Below are 17,510 nucleotides of genomic sequence, written 5' to 3' on the forward strand. Positions count from 1 at the left end.
CAGATATTTAACTTGATTTTTGCATTTTTATAATAATTCAATTCGGTTTTTAAGAATTTAGCTACAAAAACCTTAAAATAGTATTTTATAAGAACCATTATATTACCCTAACCATCCTTCCCTATCCAGACTCCGGTATTGTATGGCCTCGGAAATATGGTTACTGGATATACTTTCCACAGCTTCTAAATCTGCAATAGTCCTGGCAACCTTTAAAATTCTGTCATAGGCTCTAGCGGATAGGTTTAGTCGTTCCATAGCATTCTTGATCAGTTCTTTTGAAAAATCATCTAGAAGACAAAACTCCCTTATCTGTTTGGTATTCATTTGTGCATTATAATGCACATTTTCAAGTACGGTAAATCTTTTTGTTTGGATATCCCTAGCTACACCAACCCTTTTTCGTATTTCTAAACTACTTTCCCCCTTTCTTTCCTCCGAAAGTTTTTCAAAAGGCACTGGTGTTACTTCAATGTGAATGTCAATTCTATCCAACAGGGGGCCAGAGATTTTGCTTAAATAACGTTGCATCTCATTTGGCGAAGAGGTCACCGGAGCATCTGGGTCATTGAAATATCCTCCAGGACTTGGGTTCATGCTGGCCACCAACATAAAACTACTAGGATAGGTAACCGTGAATTTGGCCCTTGCAATAGTAACTTCCCTATCTTCCATAGGTTGTCGCATAACCTCCAATACCCTACGTTCAAATTCGGGAAGTTCATCTAAAAAAAGTACTCCATTGTGCGCCAAGGAAATTTCACCTGGTTGGGGATAGCTTCCTCCACCCACAAGTGCCGCAGAACTTATGGTATGGTGGGGATTTCTAAAAGGACGTTGATTCATTAATCCCATATTCTTTATGGTTCCTACCACACTATGAATCTTAGTTGTTTCCAAAGCTTCATGCAAGGTCATGGGTGGCAAAATAGAAGGCAATCGTTTGGCTAGCATCGTTTTTCCAGCTCCCGGTGGACCAATCAAAATAATATTATGCCCTCCAGCAGCTGCAATCTCCATGCAACGTTTTATACTTTCCTGACCTTTTACATCAGCAAAATCAAAATCCGGCAAGCTGAGTTCATTATAGAATTCCTCTCTAGTATTTACCACAGTTTGTTCCAAAGACTTTCCTTTATCAAAATAGTCTATGACCTCCTCAATGTTCTGCACGCCATAAACTTTTAGGTTTGAAACCACTGCGGCCTCCCTTGCGTTTTCGTTGGGTAGAATAAATCCTTTAAAACCTTCTTCTTGAGCTTTTATGGCAATAGGCAATGCTCCTTTTATGGGTTGTAGGCTTCCATCCAAAGAAAGCTCGCCCATAATCATATAGTCTTCAATGCTTTCAGATTTAATTTGGTTTGAAGCCGTCAATATCCCCAAAGCAAGTGTTAAATCGTATGCCGAGCCTTCTTTCCGAAGGTCTGCAGGGGCCATATTTATAGTAATTTTCTTCCCTGGAATTTTATAGCCATTATTTTGGAGTGCTGCAGCAATGCGATAATTGCTTTCTTTAATAGCATTATCCGGTAACCCAACCAAATGATAACCTATTCCTTTATCTACGTTAACTTCAACGACAATGGTTTGGGCCTCTACCCCAAAAACAGCACCGCCATAAACTTTTATAAGCATATGATAGCTGATTTATCCAAAATGTTTTGAGGTAAGAAACTATAGTGGAATATTCGATAACTGGATTCCAAAAGTATAATTATTTCATAAACATCCAAAAACTAAATTTTGATTTGTATTTTTTATTATTATTGTAAGTATTAACCTACTTTATGAAGATTGTAATTGTTGAAAAGGACCCTAAGTTCTTAAATAGATTAACAAAACTCTTAAAGAAAGTTTTGCGAAATCCTGATACAATCAAGTTTGCATCAACCGTAGATAGCGCAATCATTCTATTGAAAAATTTTAATCCAGATATTGTATTTATGTGTTTTTCACTTAAAGACGGTGATGCATTTGATATCTTGAGAAAAGTACCTCATTTGAACTGCAATTTTTTCTTCACCAGCGGTTTCAATGGCAATATGCAAACATCACCTGAAAACTTTTCAATGTCATTCTTATTAAGACCTTTTACCCAGGAAAAAATCCTTGCAATCATTAATAGCAAAAAAAATGCTTCTCCAGATTTAGAATATCCCATATCAACATACAATATTGATAGAAAATTTCTTGTACCAACAGGAAGCGCGCACGTTGCGATTAATACAGAAGAAGTCATTAAATGTGTGGCTGATGGCAATTACACCTGCTTCTACCTGAAAGACAAGAAACATTTAGTGAACTACCCAATAAAGTATTATGATTCTTTGCTTCACAATAAGGGCTTTTTTAGAATCAACAGATCTATTTTAATAAACATTGGTCATATAACCGCTATATATAAAAAGGAAGCTGTTTTACTATCTACCAATGAAAAGATTATGGTTTCGCGTAGAAATAGAAAGAAACTAAAGAAACTTATTGACCATTTATCTTAGCATTATACCGTTTATTCATAAAGTAGTCTTATTCCTACATTATATTTGACCGTTCAACATTTTCATATAGTATTCTATGGACTGAATATCTAACTTAGAATGGATTTATAGTTCCTACCAAGCCAACCTTTCATATTTATTAATGATTTGCATAGTCACAAAACACTTGGGTCCTTATGGATTTGAATTGGTATTTCCTATTAAAGAAATTCATGAAGAAGTTTAATTATGGAGTAAACCTTTATGAACTAGAGTTACAGTCATTAAACCTCCCTTCCTATCCTAGCCTACATTCCGTAACTGAACTATTCAATCGGTTTGATATAGAAAATATAGTACTGGAAGGACCAAAGACATTAAAACGGGTATCGGACATAAACCTTGAGTGTCCATAAATGTTCAAGGCATACATTATCTTAAATTATTTTACTTATGAAAAAATTAGCAAATCTTACGGGAGTCAAACTGCTTTCTAAAGCAGCTCAAAAAACAATTAATGGAGGAGGTTGCAATCCCTGTGCGGGAAAACCTCAAGGAGCAAAATGTTATGTTGGCTGTGATCCAGGCAACGTTGGTAGATGCGACATACTTGGCGGTGGGCCGCCATTCTGTGCTGCATTTTAATAACCCTTGAGAGGCTGTCTTACACTATATAAATAAATTGTGCATGACTTCTATCTGGTAATGTGGACATAAACCTTGAGTGTCCTTAAAGTTTCAGGGTTATTTATATCATATTTCTAAAAAAGTCAAAAATGAAAAAATTAATGAATCTTGATGGGATCAAAACCCTCAACAAAAAAGAACAGCAAAATATTCTTGGAGGTTCAGACAAATGTCAGCAACTATTTATCTCTGCCAATTGTTGTCATCCTTGGTGGACAACCGTATGCGGTTTTCCTGGTGGTGGTTGTTCCAATGGTGTTTGTTATCTCTAACAAAAAGTATTAACCAATAGTAATGACCTCTATTCTGAGGTCATTACTATTCCATATACCATTAAATCAGAATAATTCTACTTTTACGTTAGTCTTAGCAACGGTTAAGCAAACTCTGAATATCAATCATGTGCTTTAAATATGAGCAAAGATTCACTGTTTTCCATTATTTCCTCTTTGTTCATCATCATTTTACGAAACTTTCCATTTACAAAAAGCTCTGCTTGGTCTTCATAATGTTTACTGAAAGGATTGCCAGATTGTCCAGTGGGGAGAATACTAATACTGTTCTCAACATCTGAAAAATCTATGATGCGTCTGGTAGAAGGTCCGGAATTTACTTTGTAAAGACCTGTACTATCGTATGGGAATGCCATATTATTGATGACCTCCCTACTCCCTGGCACAGGATATGGGCCAACATTAAAAAACTTTCGTAGCATTTCTACTTGACCTATGGGATGGCCATGTTCCAAGGTATGCACTTTCTCCCAAGTCCATTCGCTTGGATTCTTACCAAAATCGCTGACCAATGAGTTCCATGCATCAGCAAATGATTTTAGAACAATCTCATTTCGTGTTTCTATCTTATCTTTCGTAAGTATATTATCCCACCATTTGCCCACATTCATTTTAGCACCCCAGGCAATATGTCTTTTGAGCAAGTGTGTTCCCATAAATTGGTTGAATTGCTCCTTGCCCAATTCATCTTCAAAAGTGTTTTTGAGCACAAAATACTCGCACCTGTGATAAAGCGTGGGACTAACATTATCCAAAGTATAGTTTCCATCCCAGTTTTTTAATGCATCAATCTGAATCAATTGTTCTTCTGACAATTGAGAAACATCCAAAAGCCTTATCAGTTCTGTTATTAGTACTGGATTAATGGACGAAGTGGCATCCAGTATCATTTCCGAAACAGATTCCCTGTCCCAATCATTTTTGGCATCCAACAGGCCCACAATTCTCCTTGCCCTATTTTCAGGTAAATAATACCCTGGGTACAACATTCCAGAAATAGAATCGGGTTGGTTGTTTGCAGAATACACATAATTCCATGGAGGATTAATAGCACTGGGGTTTTCTGAAAAATCCAAATAGCGTAAGGGCTCCTCTCTTCCTGTTTTTCCATTAAGGACAAACTTGGTAGAGATACTATCTGGCATCTGATATAGTTTGGCAGCTGCCCACCAGGCAACATTTCCAGCAGCATCACCATACATGACATTTAACCCTGGAGCGTGAATCTTTGGTAAAGCATGCTCAAACTGCCTCAGGTTTTTTGCTTGACTGATTCCGTAAAGAGCATCCATAACCTCGTTTTTAGGTTTGGTATAGACCCAAGACATGGCAATGGGCTCTTTGGTAGTAATTTGTTTGGCAATATTGTTGAGTACAGGACCGTGTCTTGTTTTTTTATAGGTAAAAGAAACGGCTTCTGCATCTTTAACTTTAATCTCTTTGTTGACATATACGTAATCCTCAAAACCATGTTCTGTGGCATACTTTGTACTATCAGCAGGATTTGTTTCTTCCAGATAAAAATCTATATCGTCATTCTCAAACATCGTCAGGCCATAAGCCAAATTCCTATCGTGCGCAAGAACAGGAAAGGGAACTCCGGCAAAATGATATCCGTATTTTTCATAATTGGGAGTACTTATGTGGGCTTCATACCATACAGAAGGTTGCGCAAACCCAATATGTGGGTCATTAGCCAAGATAACCTTACCACTTTTTGTCTTTTCGGGTGCAATTACCCAACTGTTGCTCCCTTCAAACTGAGGGACTGGGAGTTTATCCAACGCTTTGGTGACACTTGCTGTAATATCCGTTCCAATAGAATCAGCTTCAACATTCTTGTAGTTTTTAATCCAAACTGTTGAAGTATCCGAATGGATGGGAAACTCTCTTACATATTCCTCTCCAAGTTGATTCTTAATATTTGTTAGGAGTGGATCCGTTTTATGTGCCATTGCAAAACTGAATGCCATATAACCAATTGCATTATAACTATCCTTAAGTGAAAAGGGTTCTTTTTTTAAACCCGTAAGATAGAACTCAATGGGTGTTGGGCCTTTTTCTATGAATTCATTGATTCCATCCAGATAAGCATTGGACAATTTCACCATTTCACTGTCCATATTCAATTCGGAAATGGTCTTTGAAGTATAATCATCTATACCCAGTGAAAGAAAGAATTTATCGGTTTCCAACAGATCTTTTCCAAAAACTTCTGAAAGTCTTCCGGTAGCAACCCTCCTTAGCAATTCCATTTGCCAAAGACGATCCTGGGCGTGAATATACCCTAACGCGCGAAAAGCATCTGATTTATTCTGGGCATAAATATGTGGAACTCCATAAGTATCGTAAAAAACATTGACCTCACTTTCTAGTTTGGGCAGCATTTTTTTTCCTTCGTAATCTGGTTTAAGACTATTGAAAAATATTATGGAACCAATACATATAATGAACAACAGGCCGGTAAGTACTATAAGTACTTTCTTTAACTTCTTCACGGGGTCTTTGGTTAAGTTAATTAGCTGAACTAAGTTAACTATTTTTCCAAGAAAGGAAAATTACTTGAAGAAAGTAGCGCTATTTATTCATGGAAAGATGATATTCTTCCAATCCAGATTTAAGCCATTCTTCATAAACATCGATGTCTACATATTGAACGGCATCATTTAGAATTTCCATGTTTGGTGAAAGAAGTACATAATAAGGTTGTGAAGCGGCATTAAAGTTAATAGTTTGGAAAGTGCCCCATTTTTGTCCGATGGTTTCAATAGCCTTTATTCTACCAGAATCATATTGGAAGTTGAATTTTTCAGAATCGGGAAGTTCCTTTCTGTCATCTACATATAAAGAAATAAGGACATATTCATCCTTAAGTAATGCATAGATTTTTGGGTCGCTCCAGACATTTTCCTCCATTTTCCTACAGTTAACGCAAGCCCACCCCGTAAAATCCAATAGAATGGGTTTGTTCACCTCTTGCGCATAGGCAACGCCTTCTTCAAAATCCTTAAAGCAATCCAATCCCAGTGGACAATCGCTTTCAGTTTCGGTTATGCTATAAAAATCCGGTGGAGGAAATCCACTTAACAATTTCAAACTGGTAAAGTTTAATAAGCCCAAAATCAGATAAATGCTAAAGGCTCCACTTAACAATCCAACAAGTTTTCTAGTTGAAGAAGGTTTCTGTTTTGGCCCATCATGCGGAAATCTGAAAACTCCAAAAAGATAAAGGGTGGTCAACACAAAAAGAATGATCCATATCCCCAAGAAAATCTCCCTTTTAAAAATACCCCAATTGCCCACCAAATCGGCATTGGAAAGGAATTTGAAAGCGAGTGCCAATTCCAAAAAACCCAAAACCACTTTTACGGTAGTCATCCAACCTCCGGATTTAGGCAAAGAGTTCAACCAAGTGGGAAATAATGCAAACAAAGCAAAAGGCAGAGCCAATGCAAAGCCAAAACCTACCATACCAGCCGAGAGGTTCGCGGCCACATTACCTTCGGCCAGGGTTGTGCTCCCCAACAATCCACCTAAAATAGGGCCTGTACATGAAAATGAAACAATAGCTAAGGTAAGTGCCATAAAAAATATGCCCAGTCCCCCTCCAACTTTAGAAGAAGCGGCATCCATTTTATTAGCCCATGAGCTAGGTAATGTCAACTCGTAGTACCCAAAAAAGGAAAAGGCAAAAAACACAAAAATGACAAAGAACAGCACATTCAACCAGATATTGGTTGCAATGGTATTCAGTATTTGTGAATCAACAGAATCAAAAACGTGGAAAGGTAAACTCAACAAAAAGTATATGAGTACAATAAAAAATCCATACAATATGGCATTTATTATTCCTTTGGATTTTTGCTGAGACTGTTTTGTAAAAAAAGATACGGTAAGGGGAATCATTGGAAAAACACAAGGAGTCAATAGCGCAATCAACCCTCCCAAAAATCCCAATCCAAAAATCATCCACAGATTGGATTTGTCCTTGGCACCTTCTAACTCCCCTTGGTTTAGAAGCTCTTTGTTCTTTAAATCCAGTTTTAATGCCCCACTTAAAATCTTGCTGCGTTCATCCAATTTCTGTTCCGATGCAACAAAAGCATTGCCATCCAAAGAAATTTGAAACAACTCATCTTTTGGAATACACACTTCTTTGCAAATCTGATAGAACAGGTTCACCGAAATCTGTTTGATATCAGGTTTTAGCAGTTTTATGCGCTGGGTAAAAATTGCTTCTTTTTTAAAGAAGGTCTCTTCAACCTCAAAGATATCGCTGTATTCCTTTATGGTTTCACTTTCTTCCGTTTTGCCAATCAGTTCATAGTCTTCACCTACCTTTTCAAAAGTAAACTCGCTTGGTAAAGAACCTCCTTCTGCGGTATATTGGGAGTATACGTGCCACCCTTCATGAATCTTTCCTTTAAAAACAAGCTCATACTCGATTTCTGATATTTTTTTTACCTCATGACTCCATAAAGCAGGGTCCTTTTCAGATTGACCTTGCAAAGTCACAGTGAACAAAAAAGTTCCTAAGAGTAGTAACAAATATCTCATACAGATAGTGTGATTTTTAAAATGGTTTTGGTTGAATCATCAACTTTAAAGCGTTCATCCAATCTCTTACCTATTACCCAGACAATATTGTTGCCCGAACATAACAACCATTGTTTTTCCTTTGATAAAACGTCCATTTTTTCGTCCTTGAAAAACTTGGAAATCTTTTTCTTCCCTTGCATTCCAAAAGGATAAAAATAGTCGCCTTTTTCCCAATTCCTTAATATTAACGGATAGTTTAACTTTTCCTTATCCAAAAAGATGGTGTTTTTTGACGTTTCACCTATGGTTTTCACTTCATCCATCTTCAAGGGAACAGGGGTTTCAACATTGCATTTTTTTTCTGAAACAAAGTAGGTTTCCTTATTATCAAGTTCCATCTTGGACAAAATCAAATACTCCCTGTCTTTCAACAACCTATGTGTTTTTGAATGCACTTCCTTTCCACTCATAGCTGTTAAAAGTTGTTTAACATCACCCCACTCAGTAAAACCATATGTATTAAAAAGCTGGTACAAATAGGCTTCCACTGGTTGTAATTCCCGCAAACGTTCAATATTTATCTCAAACCTATCCCCTTCTCTCTTGAATAAGCTCTTTTTAAGCGCTTCAATATGCTGTTCAACAATTGCACTTGTTTGATGTAAATATGTCTGAGTTTGTTTGAAATTTTCCAAAAAAGTAGGATGGAGTTCCTTCAGTTGCGGAACAATTTCCAATCGGATTTTATTACGGAGGTATTTATTATCCTGGTTACTACTGTCATCCCGCCATTTAATTTTTTCCTTTTGTGCATAGTCCAGAATCTCATTTCTGGAGAAGTTCAAAAGTAGACGTATCACTTTATCATTTTGAGCAGGGATTCCGGAGAGACCATCCAGTCCTGTGCCTCTTGAAAGGTTTATCAGAAAAGTTTCCAAATTATCATCTGTATGATGGGCAGTCAATATATAATCAAAACCTTTATCGTCCATTAGTTCATTAAACCAATGATAGCGAAGTTTCCTTGCCACCATTTGTACAGAACCTTTGCCAAGCTGAACCTGTTCTTGAGTGTTAAATGGCTTTACTTCAACTTCTGTTTTAAGTTCGTCAGCAAGGTTGCGGACAAATAGTTCATCCCCATCACTTTCTTCTCCCCTTAAATTAAAGTTGCAATGAGCCAATGTAACATCCAAATCAGACCATACTGATAAATGGGCAAGAACAACACTATCCAATCCACCGCTGCAAGCCAGCAACAATCGCTTTCCCATTAAGAAGGAAAAGTTGTTTTGAATATGTGTTTTGAAGCGTTCCAACATGTTGCAAAGTAACGATAAACATTAGGTCCCTTCCAAAACGCTGCGCATAGCTTTTGCTTTGAGCAGACATTCTTGGTATTCTTTTTCAGGGTCCGATTTTGCCGTTATGGCCCCTCCCACGGAAAAAGAAACATACTTTTTGGTAGCGTTATACAAAATACTGCGAATTACCACATTAAAATCAAAATTCCCTGAGGGGTCAAAATATCCCACTGCCCCACTGTAGAGTCCTCTCTTGGTTTCTTCAAGTTCTTCAATAATCTTCATGGCAGAGATTTTTGGAGCGCCTGTCATACTTCCCATGGGAAAAGTTTCCTTTATAATCTCTACTGGATTTTTATCCTTTGAAACTTTTGAAACTACGGTCGAAATCATTTGGTGAACCTGTTCAAACGTATACACTGCGCACAGTTCCTCAACTTCAACGCTTCCTTTTAGCGCGCTTTTGGAAAGATCATTCCTAACCAAATCGGTAATCATTATGTTTTCTGCTCTTTCCTTTTCATCATTTTCCAATCTCAATTTGTTCGCTTCATCTTCAGCAGTGGTTATCCCCCTGGGAGCTGTACCTTTTATTGGTTGAGAAATGACTGTTTGACCTAGTTTTTTTAAATAGCGTTCTGGCGAAGCACACATTAAATATCTATCATCCAATCTCAGAAAGGTAGCAAACGGAGGTTTTGAAATTTCATTTAGATTCTTATACGTTTCCAAAGGGTTTATCTCAGTATCCTCAGCATAAAACTCCTGACAAAAATTGGCCTCATAAATATCTCCTCGGTGAATATGTTCCAAAAATGTATTGGCTTTTTCAAAATAAGCATCTTTGTGAATACGTAATTTTATACGAACGGATTGATGTAACTTTGATTTCTCCTCTTCTAATTCTACAATCTTACATATTTTGGCAAAATCTTTCTCTATCTCGTGAGCAACATCTTCCAAATATAAAAAGTTGATTTCCTGACCTTTAATGGTAATTATCTTATCTGGTCGAAAAAAATGAACCTCAGGGAAACCAAGGCCATCATAATTGTTGGAATTCAAATTTTCCAATTCATTTTTCAAATCATAACTAAGGTATCCAAAGAGCCAATCTTGTTTTTTATCGATAAAAAAATCCAATTCGTCGATGTTTTGGGCTCTAAAACTGGACTTATCGGTCTGTCCGGATATTGCTAAAATTGCATCAAAGGAACCATACAAGTCAACATGCCCATTACTGTCTAACCAAACAATTTTGTGGTTTGGTTTTGACCACTCCAACAAAGCTTTTTTGAACTTTTGGATAGATTGTACAACAAAAGATTGGTGCTTGCGCAATAGCTATTACTTTAATGATTGTAAAAAGGTGTCCAAAGCCTCTTGATGTTGTTGGTTCAATGAAGCATCAGTTATACCTTTTTCATCAAAATTGTCATGGAACGACGGTAAAGAGAACTCGGAAACAATCTCTGCACCAAATCTTGGCAACATGTTCTTCACAACCTCCAATGCGCCAATTCCTCCTCTTTTTCCAGGGGAAGTAGACATCAACAACACTTTTTTATCTTCCAAAAACTTTCGTTCAATTCTAGACAACCAATCCAACACATTTTTAAAGTAAGCAGATGGGTTTCCATTATGTTCGCTTACAGAAAGTACTACGGCCTCAACTTTTCCTATATCATCCTTTAATTCAATCAAAGAATTGGAATATCCTTTCTCTCTTTCTTCATCCTCACTGAACATGGGAAAAGGGTATCCGGCCATGTTGAGCAATCTAATTTCATGCTCTTCCGCCAGTGATGTTGTGTATTTAACCAACTTATAATTAATAGAAGTTGATGAGTTGCTTCCCGCAAATGCTAAAATTGTTGCCATATCGTAAAAAAATGATTGTTTGGCTAAAATACCTCAATTGCGTAATACATGCGAGTATTTTGTCTAATTTTGCCCTGCAAAACATCCAAACTTGTTGTAAGGCAAGTATATAGGATAATTATTTGCAAATGGAAACCAAGACCAACAGATTATTCTTTATTGATGCCATGCGTGCCTGGGCCATTTTAATGATGCTCCAAGGACATTTTATAGATGGCTTGTTAGATCCTATTTTTAGGGATAGGGAGAATATCGTCTTCAACATTTGGCTTTATTTCAGGGGTATTACCGCTCCTGTATTTTTTACCGTTTCAGGTTTTATTTTTACCTATTTATTGATTCGCGTTCCGCAAAAAGGTTTTGATAATCCTAGAGTAAAAAAGGGTATTAAGCGAGGCCTGCAATTATTATTGATAGGGTATCTATTACGAATGAACCTTTTTGGATTTCTAAGCGGGAATATCTACGATTCTTTTTATTTGGTTGATGTATTGCACTGCATTGGGCTCTCCATTTTGGCCTTGATCGGGGTTTATCTTTTGACCATTCAAAAAAAGAAATATCTTTTTCCATTGCTGCTTTTGAGCATTACAATACTGCTGTTCTTGTTTGAACCTTTATACAAACAATGGTCTTTTTCATTTTTACCAGATGCAATTGCCAATTACTTTACTAAAGCAAATGGGTCCGTTTTCACTATAATTCCATGGTTGGGCTATGCAACATTGGGAGGTTTCTTCTCCATACTTTTTACCCAGTTTAAGAATTACAGGTATTTGTATCCCGTTGCCATTACTTTGGCTTCTTTTGTTGGGTTTACCTTGATCTTATATTCTTCGGATGGGTTTGTATACCTTCACAAATTAACCGGAATAGAGTTGTTCAAACTGATTGAAATGAACAACTATCTATTTATACGTTTAGGTGATGTTTTTGTGGTCTTTGCAGTTTTTATGTTGCTACGTCAATTCATGATGAACAAAACGGTGCTGAAAATTGGTGCAAGCACACTTTCCATATATGTCATCCACTTCATCATTTTGTATGGAAGTTTTACCGGTTTGGGACTTTACCGCTTTTTCAACCATTCGTTGAATCCAATGATAGTGATTTCAGGAGCAATATTATTCATGGTTGCCTGTACGTATCTAGCACTAAAATACCATCAACATGAAACCGAGGTGAAAGCTAATATTTCACTGGGCATGAACTACACTAAAAACAAAGGAATGGAATTGTATTCGGCAGGTAAACAGATATTCAAAGAAATCCTGGTAAAAGTAAGGCTCTTTTTGGACAGAGTTTTTAAACCTGCCAAATAGAGCCCTACCCTTTTTTGTAAACTTACTTCTTAAATATGCACTGCCCTATCATCTGTAGCAGCCAATGCAGCTTCTTTAACAGCTTCGGCGTAGGTTGGATGGGCATGGCTCATACGGGCAATATCCTCTGCTGAGGCCCTAAACTCCATTGCGGTAACCCCTTCTGTGATTAAATCTGCACAACGCGCACCAATCATATGAACGCCCAAAACCTCATCCGTGGCCTTATCAGCCAATATTTTTACAAATCCATCTATATCCATGCTTGCACGGGCCCTACCCAAAGCACGCATTGGAAACTGACCAACTTTGTATTCAACACCAGCCTCTTTAAGCTCTTCTTCTGTTTTACCTACAGCGGCAACTTCTGGCCAAGTATAAACGACTCCAGGAATCAAATTATAATTGATGTGTGGTTTTTGTCCAGCCAACAACTCAGCAACCATGGTTCCTTCTTCTTCGGCTTTATGCGCCAACATGGCACCACGTACTACATCGCCAATAGCGTAAATGTTGGAAACGTTGGTCTGTAAATGGTCATTGACCTCTACCCTACCTCTATCGTCCAATTTTACTCCAGCTGCTTCTGCATTTAATCCATCTGTATAAGGTCTACGTCCAACGGAAACCAAGCAATAATCTCCGGTAAAAGTGACTTCCTTGCCTTTTTTATCATCGGCTTTTACAACAACCTCATCACCAACACGTTCAACCGACTTTACTTTGTGGGACAGATTGAACTTCATTTTCTGCTTTTTCAAAGATCTCGTCAATTCTTTTGAAAGTCCGCCATCCATACCTGGAATGATCCTGTCCATATATTCTATAACGGTGACCTCAGCACCTAAACGTTTGTATACCTGACCCAATTCCAAACCAATTACACCTCCTCCGATTACAATCATATGCTTTGGAACTTCTTTTAACTCCAATGCCTCAGTGGAAGTGATGATTCGTTCCTTATCTATTTTAATAAAAGGAAGTGATGATGGTTTTGATCCCGTTGCAATAATGGTGTGCTTTGCTTCTATAGTCTCCTCCTTTCCATCTTTATCAACATTGATATGCGTAGCATCCTTAAAACTACCCAAGCCTTCGTATACATCAATTTTGTTTTTGTCCATCAAAAACTGGATGCCTTTAGTGGTCTGGTCCACAACTCCCTGCTTACGGGATATCATTTGCTTTATATTAACCTTGACCTCACCTGGAATATCAATTCCATGTTCTTCAAAATGCTTTACGGCATCTTCATAATGGTGCGAGGAATCCAAAAGTGCTTTTGAAGGTATACAGCCTACATTTAGACAAGTGCCGCCCAAAGTGCTATACTTTTCAACGATTGCGGTTTTCATTCCCAATTGTGCACAGCGAATTGCCGCTACATAACCTCCAGGTCCTGACCCAATTATGGCCACATCATATTGATTCATATCTATTTGTTAACGATATTGTTTAGTTCGAAAATCTTAACAAAAGTAACAATGTTTCTCCTAAAAGACCCTCTTCTTTTTGGATTTGATTCTGCCTCGGAGTCGATGACCAAAGTTCCGGTTGTACACATGTGTTGAAGATGTTCAATTTCTGATTAAATTTGAAATATGCGCTTATTGAGACTAAACAAGGAAATTGAAATTTTTATAGCGGGAATTGGTGCCGCCCAAAGTCTTTTAATGGCTTTGTACAGTTTTTTTGAGCCTAAAAAGGATTATAGAAACCTTCTACTTTTTGTTTTTTTCTTTGCTATTACCGTCCGCCTTACCAAATCGATTCTTTGGGTATATTTGGACACCTCGCCACTTTGGATGCTCAACCTGGGATTTATAGCGCATTCCATTTCTGGACCTGCCTTGTTTCTATATATGTTACATTTCATATACACAAGAAAATGGTCCGCTTGGAATCTTTTGCATTTTTTGCCCAGTATTATTTTGCTTTTTTATGTTAGTTCACTTTCCCTTGATGGGTTTTGGCACAAGGGTGGCTACTCCGTGCTTCTGTTTCATCAGGTAAGTTATACTTTGGCTTCTTTATTTCTTTTGGGCAAATGGCTACTTCCAAAAAATAGAACTGAGCAAAAACAACACGTATCCCTTATTTGGATCGTTTCTTTGGTATTGGGTACAGCAGTATTGCAGTTCTTGTATTTTTCAAATTACATTCTTGGGATAACGCCTTATTTATTAGGCCCCATAAGCTATTTGCCCTTTGTTTACTTCATGGCGTTTTTGCTGTTTAAAAACCCATCCCTTCTTAAAAATACCGCTTCAAAGAAGAGTCAAAATATACGATTGACCCAACATGAGCTAAATATTTATGCAAGCAAATTAGAAGAAATTATGTATGCCCAAAAGCTCTATTTAGATACTAATTGCGCATTAGATACGATAGCCAAACAAGCAAAATTACCGGCATACATGGTTTCCTATGTTCTTAATAATGCTGTAGGTAAAAGTTTTCCAGATTTTCTGAATAGCTATAGAATTGAAGAAGTCAAAATGAAGTTGGTACATCCTGATCATAAGCATACAAAGATTGCAAGCATTGCCTACGATTGTGGATTCAACACCTTGTCTTCTTTTAATATTGCGTTCAAAAAAACTACTGGAATTACCCCAACCCAATTTCAAAAAAGGCATAACGTTGAATAGCATTTTATAAATCCATCAGATTAATTTGCCAATCGCAAAGGTTTAAAAAGTCAATGTGGTCATATTAGCTTCTATAAAAGCTGATATAGGCCCGATGAGAAAAAATCTCTTTTCAGAAAAACTCAACCACCTTAAAAGCAGGCAACTAAAAATCGTGGCTTGCTCCGCTATCTATTTTTTCTGTTTGTTATGTTCTTATTTTATTCTGAGGCCGCTACGTGATGAAATGGGTATAGTGAACGGTGCCATAAATATGCAATGGTTGTTCACAGGAACTTTTTTAGCTATGTTATGCATCGTCCCAATTTTTGGATTGCTAGTTGCCAAAAACTCCATTAAAAGAGTGCTACTGTTCTCTTATTCATTTTGCATTGGCAACATTTTATTGTTCTACTTTCTATTTAAACTTTTTGGGGCTACAAGAAGCATTGCCATTTCATTCTTTATTTGGCTGAGCGTATTCAACCTTTTTGTGGTTTCCCTTTTCTGGAGTTTTATGGCCGATGTTTTCTCCAGCAAATCCTCTAAACGTTATTTTGGCATTATTGCTTCTGGAGGTAGTTTAGGTGCACTTACTGGCCCCATAATTGCCAATAGGTTAAATAGTCTTTTCTCCATAAGTTCACTTTTATTGGCTGCCGCTTTCTTTTTGATCATTGCGCTGTTTTGCATCTTGGTCATTTTTAAATTATCCAATAAACAAGCACATTTCAATAAAGATTCTGAAAATATAAAATTCAATAGCAAGGTTTTGTTCGAGGGTATTAAAAAAATCATCAAATCTGCATATCTTCTGGGTATAGTGGGGTTTATTCTTCTTTACACCTCCATTTCCACAGTACTCTATTTTGAACAGGCACATATTTTGGAAAAGACCTTGACCAACAGCAATCAACGCATCAGTTATTTTTCAAATATTGATTTTACCGTGAATGCCATTGCAATTATGGGGCAGTTTTTTTTCACCGGTAGAATTATAAAGAAACTGGGGTTGTCCATTGTCTTGGCTTCCGTTCCCTTGCTTATGGGATTTGGATTAATTGTTTTGGGTTTACATCAATCTTTGATCACTATTGCAATCTTATTGGTGCTTCATCGTGCTGGAAATTTTATGTTACTGCGTCCAGGGAGAGAGATATTGTTCACCGTTTCTTCTATTGATGAAAAATACAAGGCGAAGAATTTTATAGATACAGCTGTTTATCGCGGCGGTGATGCTTTAGTGGGTTGGATTTTTGCAGGTTTGTTTACACTGGGGCTGAGTTTAGGAACCATTGCATTTTTAGCAGCACCCGCTGCATTACTTTGGAGCTATGCGGGCCGAAAACTAGGAAAGCAACAGCAACAAAAAGAGAATATCTTAACTTTAAATGAATCTATATATGAACACAATGCACAGTAGAAGAGAACTTTTAAAGCTATCCTTATTGGGTGGGATTGGGCTTTCCTTTCACCCATACCTAGATATAGTAAAAGAGAACAAAAAAATCTTATCTCGGGCTATTCCGTCTTCCGGTGAATCCTTACCCATAGTTGGGTTAGGAACTTGGCAAACTTTTGATGCAGGAAACTCCGAGCAACAACGCAAAATTTTAAGCCAAGTACTTTTAGAAATGCATCGCTTAGGAGGTACGGTAATCGACTCCTCTCCCATGTATGGAAGCTCTGAAAAAGTTGTGGGCGATTTAACCAATAGGCTCCAATTTAAGGATGACCTATTTTACGCCACCAAGGTTTGGACATCTGGAAAAGAGGCTGGAATACGACAGATGGAAGCATCTATGTCCAAAATGCGAAGAAATACAATGGATTTGATCCAAATACACAATCTTGTGGACTGGAAAACCCATGTAAAAACATTACGGGAATGGAAAGACGAGCAAAAAATAAGGTATTGGGGCATTACACATTATGTGGATTCGTCCCATAGTACTTTGGAAAGAATCATTAAGGTTGAAAGACCGGATTTTGTCCAGTTCAATTATTCCATTAGATCAAGGCATGCTGAAAATTCTTTGTTTGCCGCCGCCAAAAAATATAAAACCGCTACTATTATAAACCAACCTTATGAAAGTGGTTCTTTGTTCAGGTTAGTTAGAGGAAAGCAACTTCCGCAGTGGGCCAAAGAGCAAAGCATAAACAGTTGGGGACAGTATTTTTTAAAGTTTATCCTGTCCAATGAGGATGTTACCTGTGTTATTCCCGGGACTTCAAAACCCCACCATATGATAGATAACATGGGTGCAGGTCTTGGCAAAATGCCAGGTACCCATATGAGAAACAAGATGTTGACCCATCTTAAATCTCTGTAAGGAATCTTATTGAAAAGACTTCCGCCATCTTAATGGTCCAA

The 17,510-nt window shown here is 37.4% G+C and carries 14 protein-coding genes; 7 read left to right on the forward strand and 7 right to left on the reverse strand.

Annotation, left to right across the window (positions count from 1 at the left end; translation table 11 throughout):
• Positions 1-102 precede the first annotated feature (102 nt).
• The gene (locus tag CRO15_RS09490) at positions 103-1,638 is read right to left on the reverse strand and encodes a YifB family Mg chelatase-like AAA ATPase (protein WP_097045550.1); all 1,536 of its coding nucleotides are present in this window, start codon (positions 1,636-1,638) and stop codon (positions 103-105) included.
• 152 nt (positions 1,639-1,790) lie between these two features.
• Between CRO15_RS09490 and CRO15_RS09495 the strand changes: the two genes are divergently transcribed.
• The 3 genes from CRO15_RS09495 to CRO15_RS09505 all read left to right on the forward strand — a co-directional run bounded on the left by CRO15_RS09495 (position 1,791) and on the right by CRO15_RS09505 (position 3,439).
• Positions 1,791-2,501, forward strand: a complete 711-nt coding sequence (locus CRO15_RS09495) for a LytR/AlgR family response regulator transcription factor (RefSeq protein WP_097045551.1) — start codon at positions 1,791-1,793, stop codon at positions 2,499-2,501.
• A 432-nt stretch (positions 2,502-2,933) separates the two neighbouring features.
• Complete coding sequence (locus CRO15_RS09500; RefSeq protein WP_097045552.1) at positions 2,934-3,125, forward strand: hypothetical protein; 192 nt, start codon at positions 2,934-2,936, stop codon at positions 3,123-3,125.
• 131 nt (positions 3,126-3,256) lie between these two features.
• Entirely contained in the window at positions 3,257-3,439 is a 183-nt protein-coding gene (locus CRO15_RS09505; RefSeq protein ID WP_097045553.1) for a hypothetical protein, read from the forward strand.
• A 122-nt stretch (positions 3,440-3,561) separates the two neighbouring features.
• Here the strand turns inward: CRO15_RS09505 and CRO15_RS09510 are convergent, their stop codons facing one another.
• The 5 genes from CRO15_RS09510 to CRO15_RS09530 all read right to left on the reverse strand — a co-directional run bounded on the left by CRO15_RS09510 (position 3,562) and on the right by CRO15_RS09530 (position 11,184).
• Positions 3,562-5,958, reverse strand: a complete 2,397-nt coding sequence (locus CRO15_RS09510; protein ID WP_097045554.1) for a penicillin acylase family protein — start codon at positions 5,956-5,958, stop codon at positions 3,562-3,564.
• A 79-nt stretch (positions 5,959-6,037) separates the two neighbouring features.
• On the reverse strand, positions 6,038-8,017 hold the full coding sequence (locus tag CRO15_RS09515; protein ID WP_097045555.1) for a protein-disulfide reductase DsbD family protein: 1,980 nt from the start codon (positions 8,015-8,017) through the stop codon (positions 6,038-6,040).
• Positions 8,014-9,273: a tRNA lysidine(34) synthetase TilS gene (tilS, locus tag CRO15_RS09520; protein WP_313788464.1), complete on the reverse strand. Its 1,260-nt coding sequence runs from the start codon at positions 9,271-9,273 to the stop codon at positions 8,014-8,016. The genes CRO15_RS09515 and tilS overlap by 4 nt, the downstream gene beginning before the upstream one ends.
• Before the next feature lie 69 nt (positions 9,274-9,342).
• Entirely contained in the window at positions 9,343-10,644 is a 1,302-nt protein-coding gene (locus tag CRO15_RS09525) for an anthranilate synthase component I family protein (protein ID WP_097045557.1), read from the reverse strand.
• A 6-nt stretch (positions 10,645-10,650) separates the two neighbouring features.
• Positions 10,651-11,184 (reverse strand): NADPH-dependent FMN reductase, encoded by a 534-nt coding sequence (locus tag CRO15_RS09530; protein WP_097045558.1) that lies wholly within the window; start codon positions 11,182-11,184, stop codon positions 10,651-10,653.
• A 128-nt stretch (positions 11,185-11,312) separates the two neighbouring features.
• Here CRO15_RS09530 and CRO15_RS09535 point away from each other — a divergent pair, with 128 nt between their 5' ends.
• Positions 11,313-12,506: an acyltransferase family protein gene (locus CRO15_RS09535; RefSeq protein WP_097045559.1), complete on the forward strand. Its 1,194-nt coding sequence runs from the start codon at positions 11,313-11,315 to the stop codon at positions 12,504-12,506.
• Positions 12,507-12,535: 29 nt separating this feature from the next.
• Here the strand turns inward: CRO15_RS09535 and lpdA are convergent, their stop codons facing one another.
• Positions 12,536-13,939, reverse strand: coding sequence for a dihydrolipoyl dehydrogenase (gene lpdA / locus CRO15_RS09540; RefSeq protein WP_097045560.1), 1,404 nt, complete (start codon positions 13,937-13,939; stop codon positions 12,536-12,538).
• A gap of 168 nt (positions 13,940-14,107) precedes the next feature.
• On the opposite strand from lpdA, the gene CRO15_RS09545 reads away from it, so the two are divergent.
• From CRO15_RS09545 to CRO15_RS09555, 3 genes are all read left to right on the forward strand, one after another.
• Positions 14,108-15,157 (forward strand): helix-turn-helix domain-containing protein, encoded by a 1,050-nt coding sequence (locus tag CRO15_RS09545; RefSeq protein ID WP_097045561.1) that lies wholly within the window; start codon positions 14,108-14,110, stop codon positions 15,155-15,157.
• A gap of 94 nt (positions 15,158-15,251) precedes the next feature.
• Entirely contained in the window at positions 15,252-16,559 is a 1,308-nt protein-coding gene (locus CRO15_RS09550; protein ID WP_097045562.1) for an NTP/NDP exchange transporter, read from the forward strand.
• Positions 16,549-17,469 (forward strand): aldo/keto reductase, encoded by a 921-nt coding sequence (locus CRO15_RS09555; protein ID WP_207763850.1) that lies wholly within the window; start codon positions 16,549-16,551, stop codon positions 17,467-17,469. Before CRO15_RS09550 ends, CRO15_RS09555 begins: the two co-directional genes overlap by 11 nt.
• The last annotated feature ends 41 nt before the right edge of the window (positions 17,470-17,510 follow it).

This window comes from Flagellimonas pacifica, assembly GCF_900215465.1.
GTDB lineage: Bacteria > Bacteroidota > Bacteroidia > Flavobacteriales > Flavobacteriaceae > Flagellimonas > Flagellimonas pacifica.

What these genes read in the sequence shown, in the direction of transcription:
- CRO15_RS09505 (WP_097045553.1), top strand. Translation starts at nt 3,257, where the DNA reads ATGAAAAAATTAATGAATCTTGATGGGATCAAAACCCTCAACAAAAAA.
- CRO15_RS09535 (WP_097045559.1), top strand. Translation starts at nt 11,313, where the DNA reads ATGGAAACCAAGACCAACAGATTATTCTTTATTGATGCCATGCGTGCC.
- CRO15_RS09495 (WP_097045551.1), top strand. Translation starts at nt 1,791, where the DNA reads ATGAAGATTGTAATTGTTGAAAAGGACCCTAAGTTCTTAAATAGATTA.
- CRO15_RS09545 (WP_097045561.1), top strand. Translation starts at nt 14,108, where the DNA reads ATGCGCTTATTGAGACTAAACAAGGAAATTGAAATTTTTATAGCGGGA.
- CRO15_RS09490 (WP_097045550.1), bottom strand. Translation starts at nt 1,638, where the DNA reads ATGCTTATAAAAGTTTATGGCGGTGCTGTTTTTGGGGTAGAGGCCCAA.
- CRO15_RS09515 (WP_097045555.1), bottom strand. Translation starts at nt 8,017, where the DNA reads ATGAGATATTTGTTACTACTCTTAGGAACTTTTTTGTTCACTGTGACT.
- CRO15_RS09530 (WP_097045558.1), bottom strand. Translation starts at nt 11,184, where the DNA reads ATGGCAACAATTTTAGCATTTGCGGGAAGCAACTCATCAACTTCTATT.
- CRO15_RS09550 (WP_097045562.1), top strand. Translation starts at nt 15,252, where the DNA reads ATGAGAAAAAATCTCTTTTCAGAAAAACTCAACCACCTTAAAAGCAGG.
- lpdA (WP_097045560.1), bottom strand. Translation starts at nt 13,939, where the DNA reads ATGAATCAATATGATGTGGCCATAATTGGGTCAGGACCTGGAGGTTAT.
- CRO15_RS09500 (WP_097045552.1), top strand. Translation starts at nt 2,934, where the DNA reads ATGAAAAAATTAGCAAATCTTACGGGAGTCAAACTGCTTTCTAAAGCA.
- CRO15_RS09555 (WP_207763850.1), top strand. Translation starts at nt 16,549, where the DNA reads ATGCACAGTAGAAGAGAACTTTTAAAGCTATCCTTATTGGGTGGGATT.
- tilS (WP_313788464.1), bottom strand. Translation starts at nt 9,273, where the DNA reads ATGGGAAAGCGATTGTTGCTGGCTTGCAGCGGTGGATTGGATAGTGTT.